General features: G+C 71.4%; 14 protein-coding genes. 1 reads left to right on the top strand and 13 read right to left on the bottom strand.

The window, feature by feature from the left end; translation table 11 throughout:
- Positions 1-108: 108 nt before the first annotated feature.
- From folK to dacB, 10 genes are all read right to left on the bottom strand, one after another.
- Positions 109-615: a 2-amino-4-hydroxy-6-hydroxymethyldihydropteridine diphosphokinase gene (gene folK / locus ACZ6QO_RS34495; RefSeq protein WP_465857134.1), complete on the bottom strand. Its 507-nt coding sequence runs from the start codon at positions 613-615 to the stop codon at positions 109-111.
- Entirely contained in the window at positions 612-980 is a 369-nt protein-coding gene (folB, locus tag ACZ6QO_RS34490) for a dihydroneopterin aldolase (RefSeq protein WP_465857132.1), read from the bottom strand. The genes folK and folB overlap by 4 nt, the downstream gene beginning before the upstream one ends.
- 42 nt (positions 981-1,022) lie before the next feature.
- Positions 1,023-1,460: a nuclear transport factor 2 family protein gene (locus ACZ6QO_RS34485; RefSeq protein WP_465857130.1), complete on the bottom strand. Its 438-nt coding sequence runs from the start codon at positions 1,458-1,460 to the stop codon at positions 1,023-1,025.
- On the bottom strand, positions 1,457-2,314 hold the full coding sequence (folP, locus tag ACZ6QO_RS34480) for a dihydropteroate synthase (RefSeq protein ID WP_465857128.1): 858 nt from the start codon (positions 2,312-2,314) through the stop codon (positions 1,457-1,459). Before folP ends, ACZ6QO_RS34485 begins: the two co-directional genes overlap by 4 nt.
- 637 nt (positions 2,315-2,951) lie before the next feature.
- Entirely contained in the window at positions 2,952-3,539 is a 588-nt protein-coding gene (gene folE, locus ACZ6QO_RS34475; RefSeq protein ID WP_465857127.1) for a GTP cyclohydrolase I FolE, read from the bottom strand.
- A 3-nt stretch (positions 3,540-3,542) separates the two neighbouring features.
- Positions 3,543-5,561: an ATP-dependent zinc metalloprotease FtsH gene (ftsH, locus tag ACZ6QO_RS34470; RefSeq protein WP_465857125.1), complete on the bottom strand. Its 2,019-nt coding sequence runs from the start codon at positions 5,559-5,561 to the stop codon at positions 3,543-3,545.
- A gap of 282 nt (positions 5,562-5,843) precedes the next feature.
- A complete protein-coding gene (hpt, locus tag ACZ6QO_RS34465; protein WP_465857123.1) occupies positions 5,844-6,401 on the bottom strand; it encodes a hypoxanthine phosphoribosyltransferase in 558 nt (185 codons plus the stop codon).
- Positions 6,402-6,414: 13 nt separating this feature from the next.
- Positions 6,415-7,398 carry a tRNA lysidine(34) synthetase TilS gene (gene tilS, locus ACZ6QO_RS34460; protein WP_465857121.1) on the bottom strand — a complete coding sequence of 328 codons (984 nt, stop codon included), beginning with the start codon at positions 7,396-7,398 and terminating at the stop codon, positions 6,415-6,417.
- A 54-nt stretch (positions 7,399-7,452) separates the two neighbouring features.
- Positions 7,453-8,550, bottom strand: a complete 1,098-nt coding sequence (locus ACZ6QO_RS34455; RefSeq protein ID WP_465857119.1) for a zinc-dependent metalloprotease — start codon at positions 8,548-8,550, stop codon at positions 7,453-7,455.
- A gap of 28 nt (positions 8,551-8,578) precedes the next feature.
- Positions 8,579-9,982 carry a D-alanyl-D-alanine carboxypeptidase/D-alanyl-D-alanine endopeptidase gene (gene dacB, locus ACZ6QO_RS34450; RefSeq protein WP_465857117.1) on the bottom strand — a complete coding sequence of 468 codons (1,404 nt, stop codon included), beginning with the start codon at positions 9,980-9,982 and terminating at the stop codon, positions 8,579-8,581.
- A 100-nt stretch (positions 9,983-10,082) separates the two neighbouring features.
- Here dacB and ACZ6QO_RS34445 point away from each other — a divergent pair, with 100 nt between their 5' ends.
- Positions 10,083-10,625, top strand: a complete 543-nt coding sequence (locus ACZ6QO_RS34445; RefSeq protein ID WP_465857115.1) for an inorganic diphosphatase — start codon at positions 10,083-10,085, stop codon at positions 10,623-10,625.
- Between the two features lie 301 nt (positions 10,626-10,926).
- Here the strand turns inward: ACZ6QO_RS34445 and ACZ6QO_RS34440 are convergent, their stop codons facing one another.
- From ACZ6QO_RS34440 to ACZ6QO_RS34430, 3 genes are all read right to left on the bottom strand, one after another.
- Entirely contained in the window at positions 10,927-11,589 is a 663-nt protein-coding gene (locus tag ACZ6QO_RS34440; RefSeq protein WP_465857113.1) for a hypothetical protein, read from the bottom strand.
- The gene (locus tag ACZ6QO_RS34435) at positions 11,573-13,339 is read right to left on the bottom strand and encodes an RNA polymerase sigma factor (RefSeq protein WP_465857111.1); all 1,767 of its coding nucleotides are present in this window, start codon (positions 13,337-13,339) and stop codon (positions 11,573-11,575) included. The genes ACZ6QO_RS34440 and ACZ6QO_RS34435 overlap by 17 nt, the downstream gene beginning before the upstream one ends.
- A gap of 287 nt (positions 13,340-13,626) precedes the next feature.
- Positions 13,627-14,727 (bottom strand): saccharopine dehydrogenase family protein, encoded by a 1,101-nt coding sequence (locus ACZ6QO_RS34430; protein WP_465857109.1) that lies wholly within the window; start codon positions 14,725-14,727, stop codon positions 13,627-13,629.
- Positions 14,728-14,765 lie beyond the last annotated feature (38 nt).

The raw sequence follows: 14,765 nt of genomic DNA, 5'->3' as shown, positions 1-14,765 counted from the left end.
CGACCAAGCCCAGGCGGTTCGACCAGCCAGCCGCAGACGGTTCGGCCCGCTGAGCGCAGGCGGTTTTGCCCGCTGAGCGCAGGCGGGGGCTACCGAACGGCTGGCCGGTCAGCCCGGTGGCTGCAGCGCCAGGTCCGAACGGAGCCGCACGCCCTTCTGGTCGAGGTCGGCGAGCAGACCGGCCACCGACCCCCGTCCGGGGAGGACCGCCCCGGGATCGGCCTGCGACCAGGGGACCAGCACGAACGCGCGTTCGTGCGCCAGCGGATGCGGAAGCGTGAGCTCGGGATCGCTCGACAGCAGCTCACCCACCATGATCAGATCGACGTCGAGGGTGCGCGGCCCCCACGGCTCGGTGCGCACCCGCCCGAACGCGGTCTCGACGCCGAGTGCGCGTTCGAGAATGGCTCGCGGCCCGAGCGTCATGGTGTTCCCGATCACAACGGCGTTCAGATATGGACGCTGGTCGGGCGGGCCGCCGACAGGATCGGTCTCGTAGACCGGGGACACCGCCACGAATTCGAGCCCCGGCGCGTCGAACAGCGCGTCCACGGCACCTTGCAGCGTCTCGAAGCGGCGTCCCACGTTGCTGCCGAGCGCCAGAACGACCTTCATCCCCGCCTCCTCCTGACAGTCACCACCACGTCGTCGAACGGAAGCGGGATGGGCGCGGCGGGCTTGTGCACCTTCACCTCGGCCTCCTCGACCAGCTCACCGGCGAGGCAGGCGTCGGCCAGGCGCTGTGCCAGCGTCTCGATGAGGTTCACCGGCTCACCCTCGACGATCGCGGCCAGCCGGAGCGCCAGCGCGCCGTAGTCGACCGTCTTGGCGAGATCGTCGCCGGCGGCCGCCGGGGCCGTGTCGAGATGGAGGGTGACGTCCACCACGAACTCCTGGCCAAGCTCGCGTTCGGCCGGCAGGCACCCATGCCTGCCCCATGCTCGCAGGCCGACCAGGCTCACGCTGTCCACGGCGATCATCCCCCTAACTCGTCACCGGCCGTCGCGCCACCCGAGGGGTGGTCACTCGTCGTCCTCCTCGTCGTCGCTCTCACCTTGGAGGACGGGAGAGCCGTGGTGGAACCAGAGCCGCCACCCGTCGGCGGTGCGGACGAAGGTGTTGGTCGCGACCACCCGGCCCGCCGCGAAGGTGGCATCGTCGGTGTCGGCGGCGGTCAGGATGTTCTCTGCGCAGGTGAGCACCGCGACATCGCCGATCACGGTGGTGCGCACGTCGGTCAGCACGAACTGGATGTACGGGGTGTTGGCCATGATCAGCGCCCATGAGCGCAGCACTTCGGCACGCCCGGTCAACATGGGCCAGCCGGGGTGGACGCACATCGTGACCCGGCCCTCGTCGTCCTCCGCCCAGATATCGGTCATCCGGTCGAGGTCGCCGCCCTCGATGGCGGTGTAGAACGCCTCGTTGAGCTTCTCGATCTCAGCGTTGATCGTGCTCATCGAACCCCCTCCCCGGCCTGCCAGGCGGCCGCGACACGAACGGCGTCGGCGTTGGGCCGCACCTGGTGGACCCGCACGCACCAGGCGCCGGCGTGAGCCGCCAGCGCGGTGACGGCGAGCGTGGCGTCGTCCGACCGGGCGAACGACCTCGGCGTGCCGTCGGGGTCGGCCAGCAGGCGGCCGAGGAAACGCTTGCGCGACGCTCCGATGATCACTGGATAGCCCAGCTCGTTGAGCCTGCCGATGGCGGCGAGCAACGGCCAGTTGTGCTCGGCCCGCTTGGCGAAGCCCAGGCCGGGATCGATGATGATCTGCTGCTCTGCGACGCCCTCGGCAAGGACGGAGTCGACCCTCTTGCGGAGCTCTTCGACCACCTCGGTCACCACGTCGGAGTAGACGGCCCTGCCGTCCATCTCGTGACTGTGGCCGCGCCAGTGCATCACCACGTACGGCACGCCGGCCGCGGCCACCACCCGGCGCATCGCCGGATCGGCCAGACCGCCGCTGACGTCGTTGACCAGCGCGGCGCCGGCCTTGACGGCCGCCTCTGCCACCTCCGCCCGCATGGTGTCGACGCTGACGGTGACCCCCTGCTGGGCGAGGGCGCGGATGACCGGCTCGACCCGGCGCAGCTCCTCGTCGAGGGGCACCCGTGCGGCGCCCGGACGGGTGGACTCGCCGCCCACGTCGACGATGTCGGCCCCCTGCTCGACGAGGTGGAGCCCATGGCGCACCGCGACGTCGGGGTCGAACCACTCGCCGCCGTCGGAGAAGGAGTCAGGGGTGACGTTGACCACGCCCATGACCAGACAGCGCCCCGCGTGGGGCAACCCCGGCACCCTCCATGTGGTCATGGCGTCAAGCCTAGGTGCTCCCCGGTAACGATCTGTGCCATGGGTCCGGCTTGTGGATAACGAATCGACCCGACACAGACACGCCCGCGATATCCCTCACTCCCTCAACCATCCCCAACCCCACCCCTCACCCCACCGCCGGCCGCACCCCACAAAAACCCCACAACCCCAGCAGCACACCCGTCACACCAGCCACAACCCCGCACCCCACCGAACCCCACACCAGACCGACCCCAACAACCGGGGTCCAGGCCCAACAACCGGGGTCCCCGTCGGTGATCACGTGCCTTCACCGGGCGCCACTCTCCACCCGGTCTGTGCTGGATGCACTCGGCGCCGGGTCGGCGAGCCGTGGTACGGCGATACCGGCGCCGCCGTACGGCGCCCAACCCGCCGAACGCTTTGGAGAGCACACCGGACAAACCATCAGACAGACCCCGAAAATGGCACGGTGAAGCCCAGCGCGATGACCGGAACGGCTCGCCGGGTCCCCGCCGTAGGAACGGCGCCGACATTCACCGCCCACCGTCCCGCCGGCCCGGGGCCGATGGGGAGAGCCCCATCGGGCGGACGGGAGGAAGCGAAGCCGGAGAGGGTAGACGGGAGGAAGGGCAGCCGACGGAAGCCTGGGGATGGGTCAGTGGTGGCCGAGGATCAGGGCCATGGCTTCGGCTCGGGTTTTGTCGCTGTCGCGGAAGTCGCCGCGCACCGCCGAGGTGATGGTCTTGGCGCCCGGCTTGCGTACGCCCCGCATCGTCATGCACAGGTGCTCGGCCTCGATCACCACGATGACGCCGCGCGGCGCGAGCACGGCCATCAGCGCGTCGGCGATCTGCGACGTCATGCGCTCTTGGACCTGGGGGCGCCGGGCGTAGACGTCGACGAGCCTGGCGAGCTTGGACAGGCCGGTGATCTGGCCCTTCTCGTTCGGTATGTAGCCCACGTGGGCGACGCCGTGGAAGGGGACCAGGTGGTGCTCGCAGGTGGAGAACACCTCGATGTCCTTGACCAGCACCATCTCGTCGTGGTCGGCGTCGAAGACGGTGGTGAGGACCTCTTCGGGGCTCTGCCCCAGCCCGGCGAACTGCTCGGCGTAGGCGCGGGCGACCCGGGCGGGGGTGTCGAGCAGGCCGTCTCGGTCCGGATCTTCACCGATCGCGAGCAGGATCTCGCGAACGGCCTTCTCGATCCGGGCCGAGTCGACCTTGAGCGGTTTTACGGACACCCGTCAGGCCTCGTCCTGGGGTGCCGGATGGTGGTCGTTGGTCAGCGAGGACCCCTGGGATGCCTGGGTGCCCGCCGGGAGCGCCGCTCCGTTGCCGTTGCCGGCGATCTCCTTGGGGGTCAGGATGGGCGGGCGGTCGGAGGGGAGCCGCTTGCCGTACCCGGAGTAGGAAGGCCGCTTCTCGCGCACGACCACCGGCGCGAAGATCTGCAGGACCTGCTCGCGGGACAGGGTCTCCTTCTCCATGAGCTCCAGCACGAGGTTGTCGAGCACGTCGCGGTACTGGACGAGGATCTCCCAGGCCTGGTCGTGCCCGGCCTCGATGAGGCGGCGGACCTCCTCGTCGATCGTGGAGGCGATCTTCTCGGAGTAGTCGCGCTCGTGGCCCATGTCGCGGCCGAGGAAGACCTCGCTGTTGCCGGTGCCGAACTTGCGGGCGCCGAGGTGCTCGCTCATGCCGTACTCGGTGACCATGCGGCGGGCGATCGAGGTGGCCTTCTCGATGTCGTTGGCCGCGCCCGTGGTGGGCTCGTGGAACACGAGCTCTTCGGCGGTGCGCCCGCCGAGCAGCATGGCCAGCTGGTCGAGCATCTCGGATCGCGTGGCGAGGAACTTGTCCTCCATGGGGAGGGTCATCGTGTAGCCCAGCGCCCGGCCGCGGGACAAGATGGTGATCTTGTGCACCGGGTCGGAGTTCGGCAGGGCGTGCGCCACCAGGGCGTGGCCGCCCTCGTGGTAGGCGATGATCTTCTTCTCCTGGTCGGACATGACCCGGCTCTTGCGCTCAGGGCCCGCCATCACGCGGTCGATGGACTCCTCGAGGGTGCCCATCGTGATGAGCTTCTGGTCCTGGCGGGCGGTCAGCAGCGCCGCCTCGTTGATCACGTTGGCCAGGTCGGCGCCGGTGAACCCGGGGGTGCGCCGCGCGATGACGTCGAGGTCGACGTCCTGCGCGAACGGCTTGCCGCGCCCGTGGACGCGCAGGATGCCCTTGCGGCCCTCAAGGTCGGGACGGTCGATGACGACCTGGCGGTCGAAGCGGCCGGGACGCAGCAGGGCGGGGTCGAGGATGTCGGGCCGGTTGGTGGCCGCGATCAGGATCACGCCGCCCTTGACGTCGAAGCCGTCCATCTCGACGAGCAGCTGGTTCAGCGTCTGCTCACGCTCGTCGTGGCCGCCGCCGAGGCCCGCGCCGCGGTGCCGGCCGACGGCGTCGATCTCGTCGATGAAGATGATCGCCGGGGCGTTGGCCTTGGCCTGCTCGAACAGGTCGCGGACCCGGGAGGCGCCGACGCCGACGAACATCTCGACGAAGTCGGACCCGGAGATCGAGTAGAACGGCACGCCGGCCTCACCGGCGACCGCGCGGGCGAGCAGGGTCTTGCCGGTGCCGGGCGGGCCGTAGAGCAGGACGCCCTTGGGGATCTTGGCGCCGATCGCCTGGAACTTGGCCGGGGCCTGAAGGAACTCCTTGATCTCCTGGAGCTCCTCGATGGCCTCGTCGGCGCCCGCGACGTCGGCGAAGGTGGTCTTGGGAGTGTCCTTGGTGATCAGCTTGGCCCGGGACTTCCCGAAGTTCATCACCCGGGAGCCGCCGCCCTGCATCTGGTTCATGATGAACAGGAAGATCAGGACGATGATGACGATCGGCAGGAAGCTCACCAGCAGGCCGACGAGGAAGTTCTCGGTCGGCACGGTGACCTTGTAGCCGTGCGGCAGCTTCTTGGCGTCGACCTGGGCCTGGAGCTGCTTCTGCAACTCGACGCCCTGCCCCTGGACCCAGTACGCGTAGAAGCGGTCCTCTCCGTCGACCTTCTGGAGAGTCTTGATCTCTATGCGCTGGTCCTTGTCGACGATCACCGCGTTGTCGACGTTGCCAGACTGGATCTGGCTGATGACGAACGAGGTGTCCTTCTGGGCATAGTTGCTGTTGCCGCTCCAGAAAGTGGAGGCGAGCAGGAGCAGCACGACGATGCCCAGGATCCACAGCAGTGGCCCACGTGTAAATCGCTTGAGATCCATCCGATGCGGAACCCCTGCGGGCCCGTCCCTTCCTGAACACGGCCTGACGCCCCGGGCGAACCCGGGGTTAGCGGCATCCCGAACCGCTCCTGCAAATGACCACCCGAAGGCGATCACACCTTCGGAGACCTCCGAAGGTACACCGGGCCGCCGCGCAGGGTCACTGCTCCGGCGACACCGGCTTTGTCCTACCAACGTACGTCAGGCGGCGCCGTGTTCCCCACGGCGAGACCGATTGACGGTGTATTACGGCACTTGGCGAGTTGGAACTTCGCTCAGGGCTTACTCGGCACCGTAGACGTGGCGCGCCAGGGTGCCGATGAAGGGCAGATTGCGGAAGCGCTCGGCGTAGTCGAGCCCGTACCCGATCACGAATTCGTTGGGGATGTCGAAACCGACATATTTCACATCGATCGGCACCTTCACCGCCTCAGGCTTGCGAAGCAGGGTGCAGATCTCCACGGAGGCGGGGTTGCGCGACTGGAGGTTGTGCACCAGCCACGACAGGGTCAGCCCCGAGTCGATGATGTCCTCCACCACCAGCACGTGCCGGCCGGCGATGTCGGTGTCGAGGTCCTTGAGGGTCCTGACCACGCCCGACGACTTGGTGCCCGCCCCGTACGACGAGACGGCCATCCAGTCCATCTGCACCTCTACGTGCAGCGCGCGCGCCAGATCGGCCATGATCATGACCGCACCCTTGAGCACCCCCACGATCAGGAGGCTCTTGCCCGCGTAGTCGGCGTCGATCTGCCCGGCGAGCTCCTTGATCTTCGCCTGAAGTTCTTCCTCGGGAATGAGGACCTTTTCCAGGTCCTTGCCCATGTCGGCTGCGTCCACCTGGGGTTTTCCTTCATGTGAGGGTGCTGGCGAATATCAGGGTGCCATACCGCCGGACCACCCCCACCCCCCCGGGTAGCTCCACCATCCGCTGTCCCCGCCACGCCGTGACCAGGCGGTCCACCTGCTCGATGTGCACGGCCGCCAGCGCGGAGCCCGCCGCGCCGGCCGCCAGCGCCGCCCGCTGGATCACCCGGCGCCGCACGGCGGCCGGCAGCGCGGCCAGTTCCGCGACCGCCAGCCCGGCGCCGTCGCCGGCGTCCCGCAGCCGCGAGTGGACCTCGTCCGCCCACTCGTCAAGCGCGTCGGCGTCGTCCCTGCACATCCCGGCGGTGCGGGCCAGCGCCTCGGTGACGCCGGGCCCCAGCGCCCGTTCGAGCACGGGTAGCACGTCGTGGCGGACCCGGACCCGGGTGTAGGCGGGATCGACGTTGTGCGGGTCCTCCCAGGGGACCAGGCCGAGCGCCTCGCACGCGGCCCGGGTGGTCCGCCGGGCGACGCCGAGCAGGGGGCGCCGGTAGAGGCCCGTGCTCGCCGGCATCCCTGCCAGGGACCGGGTGCCGCTGCCCCGCGCGAGCCGCAGCAGCACGGTCTCGGCCTGGTCTTCGCGCGTGTGCCCCAGCAGGACGGCCGCAGCGCCGAGCCGCCCGGCCGCCGCCGTGAGCGCCTGGTACCTCGCCTCCCGCGCCGCGGCCTCGGGTCCGCCCGCCGTGCCGACCGTGACCGTGAGAGCCTCGGCCGGCTCCAGCCCGAGCCCGTCCGCCAGGCGGACGACCTCCTCGGCGCGCTCGCGCGAACCCTGTTGGAGCCCGTGGTCGACGGTCAGCAGCCCGGCGCGCAGCCCCAGGCGGGGCGCGGCGAAGCCCAGGCAGGCCGCCAGCGCCAGCGAGTCGCCGCCGCCGCTGCACGCGACCAGCGCCAGAGCGCCCTGCGGCAGCTCGGCCAGCGACAGGCGCACGGCGCGCCGGATCTCGGCGACGGCGGGATGCGGTCCCATGCCCCTAGTGTGGTGGCCCCGGCCGGGGCCGCCGACCACCGGCCGGGGTTCGCGTCAGGACGAGGCGTGCCCGTTGGCCGAGGGCAGCTCGGGGGCGCGCACCACGCGGGCGATCCACGCCTCGGGGTTGCGGATCTCGCTGTGGTCGGGCAGCGTCGTGGGCGAGCCCCAGACGCGGTTGAACCCGTCGACGCCGACCTCGTCGACGACCTTGCGCACGAAGGCCGACCCCTCGGCGTACTGCTTGAGCTTGAGATCGACGCCGAGCAGGCGCCTGACCGTCTTGTCGAACCGCGAGCCGCCGTGCCTGCGGTGCTGGAACTTGGACCGGATGTCGGCCACCGAAGGCACCACCGACGGCCCGACGGCGTCCATCACGTAGTCGCCGTGGCCCTCGACCAGGGTCATCACGGCCGTCAGGCGGTCGAGGATCTCTTTCTGCTCGGGGGTCTGGATGGCGTCGATGAGGTTGCCCTCGCCGCCCTTGATCGCGTCGGCGACGGCGTCGGAGGCCGCGCGCAGGCGTTCGAGCATGGTGCCGAGGTCGATGTCGGAGGCGAGCAGGAACTGGGTCATCTGGCCGCGCACGTACTCGCGGAGCCAGGACACGCCGGTGAACTGCACGCGGTGGGTCTCTTCGTGCAGGCAGACCCACAGCCTGAAGTCACGGGGGTTCACGCCGAGCTCGCGCTCGGTGTGCACGATGTTGGGCGCGACCAGGGTGAGCCGGCCCGTCGGCGCCCGCCCGCTGGGGTCGGGCGGCAGGAACAGCTCGTACTGCCCGAGCACGCGCGTGGCCAGGAACGCCAGCACCGCGCCCACCTCGACGCCGGTGACCCGCGACCCGACCGCGCCCACGAGGGCGGGGATCTGCGTGCGCCGGGCGTTCATGCGCTCGGTCAGCGGTTCGAGGACGACCCGGAACCCTTCGACGTTCGCGCGGATCCAGCCCGGCCGGTCGACGACCGTGGCCTCCTCGGGTTCGGCCGCGCCGTTGATGCGGGCGAACTCCTGAACGTGGCCCTCGGCCTCGCGCGAGAGCCGCCTGAGCTCGGTGACGGCATGCCGGGCCTCCTCTCGGCTCACTTGCGGCCCGGGCCGTACAAGGCGCACACCGGTCGAAACGGCCAGATCCCAGTCGATCACCTGCATGTTCACCACCGTACGTCGTGCGACGCGGTTATGGGCAACCGCATCCGCTGACGAGCGCGGCCAGCCGGTCGAGCGCCGCCACGGCCCCGTCGGGATCCGTCACCTTGTCGGCCATGAACGCGAAGGCCAGCAGCCGGCCATCGGCGGTCCTGGAGAGTCCGGTCAGGGTGTTCACCCCGTTCAACGTGCCCGTTTTGGCCCGTACCACTCCCGCTGCAGACCTACTGTCCTTTTTGTCGTATCGGTGGCCGAGCGTGCCGGTGAACCCGGCGACGGGCAGCCCGCTGATCACGGCGTGCAGACGCGGGTTCGCCGGGGAGGCCGCCAGGGCGATCAGGCGGGCGAGCGCGGCCGGGGTGATGCGGTTGCGGATGGACAGCCCGCTGCCGTCGTACACCGTCACGCCCTGGGCGACGCCGAGCCGCTTCAGCGTCCCCTGGACGGCCTGCGCGACGCCGGAGAACGTGCCCGGCCTGCCCTCCTTGACCGCCACCAGGTGGGCGAGCGCCTCGGCCAGGTCGTTGTCGCTCTCGGTCAGCATGTGCTCGACCAGCTCGTACACCGGCGGCGACTCGACCCTGGCGACCTCGCGGGCGGTGGCCGCGGCATCGGCCCGCCTGATCGACTTGCCGACCTTGACGCCGTCGCGGCGCAGCAGGGACGCGAACGCCTCGGCCGCGGAGCGCGGCGGATCGGCGTACCGCGCCGAGCGCCGTGGATCCTCGCGGCCCTCGTCGATCGTCAGCGCGGTCACCGGCGCCACGCTGCCCTCCGGCACGTACCCCGGCTTCCAGCCGGGCGCGGTGCGCGACCCGCCGAACAGCGAGTCGTCGTAGGACAGGGCGACGGAGGAGACGCCCGCGGCCTTCAGCGCCCGGGCGGTGCGGGAGGCGAGGGCGGCCAGCGAGGCGAAACGCGGGGAGGACGCCGACGCGGACGCCTTGGGCCCGGCGAGCGTCGGGTCGCCGCCGCCGACGAGCGTGATCGCGCCGGCCCGCGGCTGGACGACGCGGGTGGCCAGGCGGGTGTCCGGCCCGAGGGAGGTCAGCACCGCCACGGCGGTCGCCACCTTGGTGGTCGAGGCGGGGGTGAGGCCGGTGTCGGCCTTGCTGCCGTACAGCGTGGCGCCCCCGGCGACGTCGACGACGACCGCGCCGACGCTGCCCCCGAGCGCGGAGTCGCCGATGGCGCGGGAGAGCCGGGCGGCCAAAGTACCCTTTGCGGGAAGAGGTCCGTCCGGGGCGGGCCGCAGCACCGGGCCCGCCGTCACGATGGCGACGGAGGGGCGCGCCGGCGTGGGGCTCGCGTCCGGGCCCTGCGCCCCAGGAGCGCCCTGCCCGCCGCGCGCGAGGTAGTACGCGCCGACGGCGCAGACGAAGAGCTGGAGCAGGGCGAGGGTCGTCACCGCGACCAAGCGCTCGCGACGCACCACCTCACCGACCTCTTTCCCGAATGCGTCATCCTGGATATACGCCTACGAGACATTAACGCCCGCCCCGGAGTGCCCGGGAGGCTTGAGCGGAGGAACCGCAGTGGAGTTCGACGTTGTCGTTGAGATCCCCAAGGGACAACGCAACAAGTACGAGGTCGATCACAAGACGGGCCGCATCCGGCTGGACCGCCTTCTTTTCACCTCCACGCAGTACCCCGCCGACTACGGCTTCATCGAGAACACCCTCGGCGAGGACGGCGACCCGCTCGACGCGCTCGTCCTGCTGCAGGAGCCGACGTTCCCCGGCTGCCTGATCAGCTGCCGCGCCGTCGGCATGTTCCGGATGACCGACGAGAAGGGCGGCGACGACAAGGTGCTGTGCGTGCCCGCCACCGACCCCCGCATGGAGCACATCCGCGACATTCACCACGTGCCGGAGTTCGACCGGCTGGAGATCCAGCACTTCTTCGAGGTCTACAAGGACCTGGAGCCCGGCAAGTCCGTCGAGGGCGCCAACTGGGTCGGCCGCACGGAGGCCGAGATCGAGATCCACCGGTCGATCAAGCGCCATCTCGACCACGAGGAGACCGCCGAGGCCGAGCATCCGGCCGCCGACGAGCACCCGGACATCGCCGAGCACTGACCTCTCTCGCATCCGCCGAGGCCGTCGCGCCGGACCCACGCGTCCGCGCGGCGGCCTTCGCGCGTCCGCGCGGCGCCCCGGCGTTCCCGGCCGGTCGCGGCGGCCCGCCCGGAGCCCCGCCGGCCGTCCGCACGGCCCGTCCGCACGGCATCGCACATCGTGTGGCATGCCCACCCCCTTGAAACGCCACGCGGAGAACGACCCCGGGCACCGGCGGCCGCCGCGCCCGCGAACGAGCCGGGAGCGGTCGCCCCCACAACCGACAGGCTTCCCTGCGGCGATGCCGCGCACACGCCTTCGGCTACTCTGAGTGATCGTCCAGGCGCAGCAGGCGGGAGATCCACGGGCGCACCCCGGCCGCCGGGGGGAGCGGGCCGCGCGGGTAGGTGAACACCGGGGCCTCGCGCCCGTACGCGGCCCCCAGCTCGGCGGCCTTGCACCAGTCGGCGACCGTGCGGCACACGGCCCAGGCGGCGCCCAGCGCCGGCCTGGCCTCGGCGTGCCGCTCCCAGATGCGCATCAGCGTCACGGTGGCCTGGGCGGCGGTGTACCCGTCGTCGGGATAGGCGGTGCCGGCGAGGTACGGCGCGGTGACCTGGCCGGCGAACCGGGTGTCGAGCACCCACGTCCAGTTGGCGACCACCAGGCCGAGCACGGGGCCGGGGACCCCGGAGGCGGCGCCGTACATGAGCTGCTGGCGGGGACCGGTGAGCCTGCGCCCCGGCCACAGCCAGCTCACGTCGGCGGGAGACTCGCCGTCCGCCAGCCAGCAGAGCACCGCGAGACCCCGGGCGGTCTGCAACCGGCACAGTTCGAGCACGTCGCGCAGCATGCGCGGCCCCGGGTCGAGCCAGACCGGCCAGTCGACGCGGTGGACCCGGGGCACCAGGACTGCCAGCTCGGGAGCGACCGGACGCGGGAAGACACGGCAGCCCAGAGCAGAATCGTCACCTACGGTGAACACGGCCCGCGGCCTGGGGCGCGGCCACCGGGGCGGCCGGGGCGTCGGCCGAGCCCGTGGGCGCCGCGGACGACGCGCCACCCGTGCCGCTGGGCGCGGGTGAGGGGGTGGCGGTCGGCGCCGGCGTCGTCCTGCGCGGGCAGGGGGTGCGCCGGGGATGACGCTGGTGGGTGACGGTCGGCGCCGGAACGGGAGGCCGCTCGCGTGGCGGGCGGGGAGGGGTCGGAGGCGGCGGGGGCGGAGGCGTGACGACGGGCGGCGGGCCGGAGGGCTGCCCGCCGGTCGGCCTGGGGGTCGGCGCGGGCGAGGACGGCCGGGACGGCGTGGGAACGCGCGTGGACGGGGACGGCACGGGCGCGCGCGGCAGGGCGTGGGCCGCGGCGGTGGGACCGACGGCCGCGACGGGCGCGATCGTCCGGCCCGTGGAGGGGTCGCGCACGGCGGGCGTGCCGCCGACCACCGGTGTGAGCGACTCGGGAGACCCGGTGGGCGGACGGGGGCTCGAAGGCGCCGGAGCGGCGGAGGGCGGCGAAGCGGGCAGGGCGGCGTATCGGCCGCTCGCGGCGGGGTCTTCGGCGTCGCGGACCGCGCCGACCAGCACGATCGCGGCTAGGACGATCGCCAGCGCCGCCACAGCGCCCGCGATGATCGTAGGCGCCCGACGAGCGCTTTTGGTCTCGCGGAGGGGAAACCCGTCGGGGTCGAGCAGGCCGGTGCGGCGGGCGACGAAGCGGCGGTAGGGCACGAGCTCGGGGTCGATGAAGCAGCTCATCACGCGCACGCGCAGCGTCTCGGGCAGCTTGGCGACCGGCAGCAGGTTGAAGACCTTGGCGGCCGAGACCTGGCGCTCACGGTGGGGGGCGCAGACGACGCAGTGCTCGACGTGCTCCAGCAGCCGCTCGCGCGTCTCGGCGTCGAGCGGGCGTGCGGGCGTCCCCGCGCCGGCCCCGCCGGGCAGATCTTCGCCGCCGGCTCCGGCGAAGCGCCCGGCGCCGGGCACGCCGATGAACGTGTCAGTGTCGGAGGTGTCGGAGGTGTCGGAGAAGGGCTCATGGCGCGCGCCCGAGAAGGGCTCATGGCGCGCGCCCGAGAAGGGCTCATGGCGCGCGCCCGAGAAGGGCTCGGACGCCTCGGAGGACGGCTCGTCAGGCGTGCCCGGAAAGGGATCGGTCTCGGGTTCGTCGGACAGACCGGCCAGGACGCGCGCCCGGACCGGGCACTCGGGAGAGGCGTTGCGCGCGAGGATCTCGGCGGTGACGAGATCTTGCAGGCGGTCGCAGGCGGCATGGTGGAGCCGCTCGGCCTGCGCGGGGGTGGCGCCGAGCACGGCGGCGAGTTCGTGCTCGGGAATGGCGTGCCGGGTGAGCAGGTCGAGAACCTCCCGCTCGTCCTCGTGCAGTGCCGCGACGGCGTTCACGGCCACCTGCCGGAGGTCTCCGTCAGGGGCGTCGCCGGCCACCGCGCCGTCCTCGGCGTCTCCGGGGCTCGTCGGCTGGAGGGCCGAGCGCCTGCGCACGCACTCGCCTCGCGCCAGCGCGTAGAGCCAGACGCGCAGCCTGTCGGGGTCGGCCAGGGCGTGGACGTGGGCCTCTGCCGCGATCAGCGTGTCGCGGAGCGCGACCTGGGCGCTGTCGGGGCTTTCGAGCAGTGTCCGGGCGTATCTGTAGATGCTCTCGGCGTAGGTGTCGTAGAGGGCAGCGAGGGCCCCCGGATCGCGGGCGCGGAGTGCCTCGACCAGGACGCTGTCATTCATGTCACCGACAGTAAAGGCTCGGTAACTCCTCGCTCCACCGTTTCCCAGACAATGACCGGCCTTGTATTAATACCGTAATGAACACCGGCAAGATTGTTCGGCGCAACCCGCTGGCGATATGTCCATCAAATTCGACAAATCACCATTCAGTAGGCAGCAAGGCGAGGAGCTGGGACAAGACGCCGAGCGAGACGTGCCACCGCGCCCACGCCTCCGCCTTTTCGTTCCCTTATGGCGGAAATTCTCACTGTCCGAAAAGGTGTGCGGACAACCTTTGGCGCGGCCGTTCAGGCCACCGCGCGCAGCCCCGCCTGCTCGCATCCGCGCACGAGGGCGTCCAGGCCGAAGGCCTCCACCGGTCCCACCGCGCCACAAGCGCTCACGCCCTCGGTGGCGGCGGTGACGGCCGCCCACGCCAGCACGCGCGCGGTGAAGTCGTAGGGGTCGCCGCCGTGCAACTCGACCGAGGAGATCTTCTCGCCGCGCCGGTCGTACGCCTCGGCGACGATCTGCGAGGTGATCTCGGCGCCGTCTGAGAGCGCTCCCTGGCCGCCCGACTTGATGACCCGGTCGGCGACGGCCTCGGTGACCCGCTTGGCCCCCGGGATCGCCGCGATGAACGGCGTCGCCTTGGCCAGCACGCCCGCGGCCCTGGTGAGAGCGCCGAGCCACCCGAGATAGACGTTCACCTCTCGCAGCCCTGAATGCGTGCGCGGCAGGGCGAAGTGCTCGGAGGCGCCCACGGACAGCCCGTGCCTGCCCCGGCCCTCCACGGTGAAGACGCGCGTGCGACCCTGTTCGCGCAGAATGCGGCCGTCACGGAAGCCGTACATCGGCTCCAGCGCCATGCCCAGGGCCGAGGCCCGCGTTCCCCCGCTCGCCCGCCGCGCCACGTTGCCCCGGACGAAATACCCGATGTCCACGCGTACCGCTTCTGCTCCCGCCTTGCTCAGGGCGAGCGACGCCGCCAGGTTTCCCGGCACGTAGTCGTATCCGAAAGCGGTGAGCAACGTGGCGCCCGACGCGGCCGCGGCCGGCCCGTACCGCTGGAAGATCCGCCTGATGAACGTCGGCTCCCCCGTGGAGTCCAGGTACACGCCCCCGGCCTCGATCGCGGCCTCGACGGCGGGCTCCCCCCACCGGGCGAACGGGCCCACGGTGGAGATCAGCACGGTCCCCGGCTCGATGATCCGCCGCAGGGTGGCGGGCCTGTTCACGTCGGCGACGGCGGTCGGCAGCTCGACCGGCAACGAGGAGACCAGCGCCTCCAGCCGCCGCGGGTCGCGTCCGGCCAGCACCGGGTGAGCCCCGCAGGCCAGAAGCGCGTCGACGGTGAGCCTGCCGGTGAACCCGGTCGCTCCGAACAGGACTATCCGGGGGGATGTCATGTAAGTACCGTAACCCGCCGGTGATTTCAAGATCCATA

Source organism: Sphaerisporangium sp. NPDC049457, assembly GCF_055586705.1.
This window is presented reverse-complemented; position numbering and strand designations above follow the sequence as displayed.

Excerpts from the sequence above, each read along its gene's own strand:
- folK (WP_465857134.1), bottom strand. The coding sequence starts at position 615 with ATGAAGGTCGTTCTGGCGCTCGGCAGCAACGTGGGACGCCGCTTCGAG.
- folB (WP_465857132.1), bottom strand. The coding sequence starts at position 980 with ATGATCGCCGTGGACAGCGTGAGCCTGGTCGGCCTGCGAGCATGGGGC.
- ACZ6QO_RS34485 (WP_465857130.1), bottom strand. The coding sequence starts at position 1,460 with ATGAGCACGATCAACGCTGAGATCGAGAAGCTCAACGAGGCGTTCTAC.
- folP (WP_465857128.1), bottom strand. The coding sequence starts at position 2,314 with ATGACCACATGGAGGGTGCCGGGGTTGCCCCACGCGGGGCGCTGTCTG.
- ftsH (WP_465857125.1), bottom strand. The coding sequence starts at position 5,561 with ATGGATCTCAAGCGATTTACACGTGGGCCACTGCTGTGGATCCTGGGC.
- tilS (WP_465857121.1), bottom strand. The coding sequence starts at position 7,398 with ATGGGACCGCATCCCGCCGTCGCCGAGATCCGGCGCGCCGTGCGCCTG.
- ACZ6QO_RS34455 (WP_465857119.1), bottom strand. The coding sequence starts at position 8,550 with ATGCAGGTGATCGACTGGGATCTGGCCGTTTCGACCGGTGTGCGCCTT.
- ACZ6QO_RS34435 (WP_465857111.1), bottom strand. The coding sequence starts at position 13,339 with ATGAATGACAGCGTCCTGGTCGAGGCACTCCGCGCCCGCGATCCGGGG.
- ACZ6QO_RS34430 (WP_465857109.1), bottom strand. The coding sequence starts at position 14,727 with ATGACATCCCCCCGGATAGTCCTGTTCGGAGCGACCGGGTTCACCGGC.